Below are 2,972 nucleotides of genomic sequence, written 5' to 3'. Positions count from 1 at the left end.
TGGTTAGATTGGTCAATAGCAACAAACGATCCTGATTCAATACCAAGACTTTACCTGCACGCCCACGCACCTGGATAAAGTCATTACAAATCTGACTTTCTAATTCATTGATATATTTACGATTAACTGTTGCACGATCAGTTTTCTTCCCCTGAAACTGTTCGATAGACACAGATATTAGCTGTCGGAATGCTTCCTCCAGATTTTCTGCATTTTCGCGAGCAGAGAGATCACGTTCCTCCTTGCTGATAAACTTCTGGATATATTCATTAAGATCATCCAATACTTGATTAGGTTCTCCTGAATAATTTATACAGTCTTGGTACACTTGCCATAAAGGACGTTTTTTCTTCTCTTTTTTCCATTGTAAAACTTCCAATGCAGAAAGCATCGGGAAAAGTTTCTCACATTGACTGGAAAATAATTTATAACCAAAACGCTTTATTTTTTCCCGTTCAGAACTCGCTTTCTCGCTGTCAAGAATGAAAAACAATGATTTACTCGTTGGCTCTCCGTCCGGCCAGTTATCAAGGTTAAGAGCAAGCTGAGCACACCAGCTAAAAGCATACAACCGTAAAGTATTGGTTAATTCTTGTAAGAGATATTGTGGATGTTCTGCCAGAAACTGCAGATCATCCTGGAAACACTTAACCATATAAGGAAGGTAAGGCTGTTCTTCGGTGAATGGGCCTTTCCCCAATAGTTTTAATTTTTCATTTCGCGTAAGTGTATCCAACATTTTTTGCTCAATAAAATTGAGTTTGTCAGGTATTGGATAATTTAGGCTCACATCCCCCATAAGATTTGCAAATAAAGTTCCAAGACGTTTATCTGCTAAAGAACCTTTAATTATCTTATCCCCATCAAATTGAGCATGAAAGAGCAAAAACAATGGGGAAATACGGAATACATCCTGATTTAAAAAATACATACGTTCTAATACAGACCAAAATTCTGTATTGCTTAGAAAATCCTGTAAATATTTTTTACAGTCCTCACAAAACTGTGTGGGTTCATAGGTTTCAATTTTACGCTTTAACGCATAACTAAGTACGAGGCCGGTTACGATCTGCCAATCAATTTCATTATTTTTATTACGCACTGGAAGATAGCTATCCAGCTGATTGTTACCAACCTTTAACGGTTTATCGATAGGGTACATTAGGTTAACCCTCCATGCCACTGATGGTGATCATGTCATCATATGCCTTAGCGCGATATACATTATTTCTCCCATCATAAAATTTTAACTCTTTACTCAATTTAGCTTGTTCAGAAATTAGTTCAACTATCTCATCTAACAATACTATTGCATTTTTATCGTATTTATTTGGTCTATAACCATTGTTTAACTTATTCAACAGTTCGAATAAATTAAATCCAATACGTATAGGATGCAAAGATTTACCACAAACCTTTAAATAGACATCAAAACCAGTAGGATGAGCCGTAAGTTTATTTCTAACTGAATCGAGGTCAGGAATTAATTCAACTGGAGCAGTAATTTTAACGCCACCAAACTGGCCCAAGAAAAACTCTTCTCTTTGCATCGTCAGCTCAGGGGCTTTGCGATTTGCATAGCGCTGAATCCCAGAAATCAGCTCGAAGGCATAAAAGCGATTAAGAATTCTTCGCTGCTCTGCATCACCTGTATAATTCTTATGCAAGTGCCAAATTCTTGAATAATGCTCAAATAATGATTCATTAAAGAAATTAGAAAATTTATGATGATAGTTATTTCCTAGTGACTCATATTGCAGTAACCAAAAAAGTCTAATTAAAGATGCAGCCTCACCAGGTGTTATACATTGTCGATTAAACTTAATTTGCAATGGCTCAAGAATGTCCAAAAACTCATCTAACTCATTATCAGTTAAACCAAGCTCATAACGCAAGATTAACTGGTCAAGTTCATAAGAATGTAATCTGGCAGGATCAAAATCAGAAACCTTGCTAATAAGATCATTTTCATTCCCGGTGAACAGATTATCAAACAGATAACCAGGCCCAGTAAGTAAATGATGTAAAAAATCCAATAATGTTCTGGTCGTAACAAACTGGTCCTTAATCAACCGGATTTTAAAAAGCTGGGTAATTAACAAATCCTGAACACCAGACATACAAAGAATTTTAAAATTCGCAATAATACGAGCATCTACACCCTTTAATTCTTCATTCTTTAATATAGTGTAGAAAAGGTTACTTTCATCATTACTTGTTAAATTGTATAGTAATTTTTTAATGAAAGGAGAATAATTTTTATATTCATCAAATTTAAATTTTGGGTAATGTTCAAAATCAAAAAATGAGATATTTTGATCGTGATAAGGTCTACTCCCTTTGGACTGATTCGAAAGGTATAAATCTATAGTATTTCTAATGTGTTGATGACATGCGTCACCTTCCCTTGCAAAGTTAGCAAGCATACCTGTATTGATGCCAACAAGCAGAGGATATGAGTCTGAATGATGTTTACTGAATAATTCATTTAAAGCATCAATCGCTGATTGTTGCGGATTGAAACTATGTGTGGCATCCAAATGAAAATTAAAGCATCTCTGATAACGTGGGTCAGACTGGCAACGAGTCAAAATCTCAGATTTGCCATCTCCGCTACTACCGCATAAAAAAATGATCTCACCGGGCTTAGCGACATCTAAATAGCGCTGTAACTCAGTCTCAATATCTTGTTCAACAAAAAGCTGCTCTTTTAATTGGTCGAACACATCTCTTTGTCTATGAGTCACTGTAGTAACTGAAAAAGAAGATGACTTCGCAAGTACACCCAACGCTTTACGTAATGTGATTGCACTCATAACATCATGTTCTCAAATGTAAGAATAAGCCTATTTTATACAAGCTACCCCTTGATCTCCATAGGCCTTTTGAAATGGTTGTTTATAATGCCACTGAAGTTTGGTAGGTAAGGCGCTATTTACAAGAGCAGAAAACAAAAAAAGCCACCCTCAGGT

The 2,972-nt window shown here is 35.8% G+C and carries 2 protein-coding genes; both read right to left on the bottom strand.

Translation table 11 applies throughout. The features are described 5' to 3' along the window. On the bottom strand, positions 1-1,162 hold a 1,162-nt coding region (gene dptG, locus KQJ19_RS23175), incomplete at its 3' end, for a DNA phosphorothioation-dependent restriction protein DptG (protein WP_216404241.1). A 4-nt stretch (positions 1,163-1,166) separates the two neighbouring features. Then, positions 1,167-2,816, bottom strand: coding sequence for a DNA phosphorothioation-dependent restriction protein DptF (gene dptF, locus KQJ19_RS23170; RefSeq protein ID WP_210591030.1), 1,650 nt, complete (start codon positions 2,814-2,816; stop codon positions 1,167-1,169). Positions 2,817-2,972 lie beyond the last annotated feature (156 nt).

Source organism: Citrobacter sp. S46_ASV_140, from assembly GCF_018919545.1.
Lineage (GTDB): Bacteria > Pseudomonadota > Gammaproteobacteria > Enterobacterales > Enterobacteriaceae > Citrobacter > Citrobacter braakii.
Note: the sequence above shows the minus strand (reverse complement) of the source record. Positions and strands in the feature narration are given on the sequence as shown.

Coding starts and splice junctions, on each gene's coding strand:
- dptF (WP_210591030.1), bottom strand. CDS start 2,816: ATGAGTGCAATCACATTACGTAAAGCGTTGGGTGTACTTGCGAAGTCA.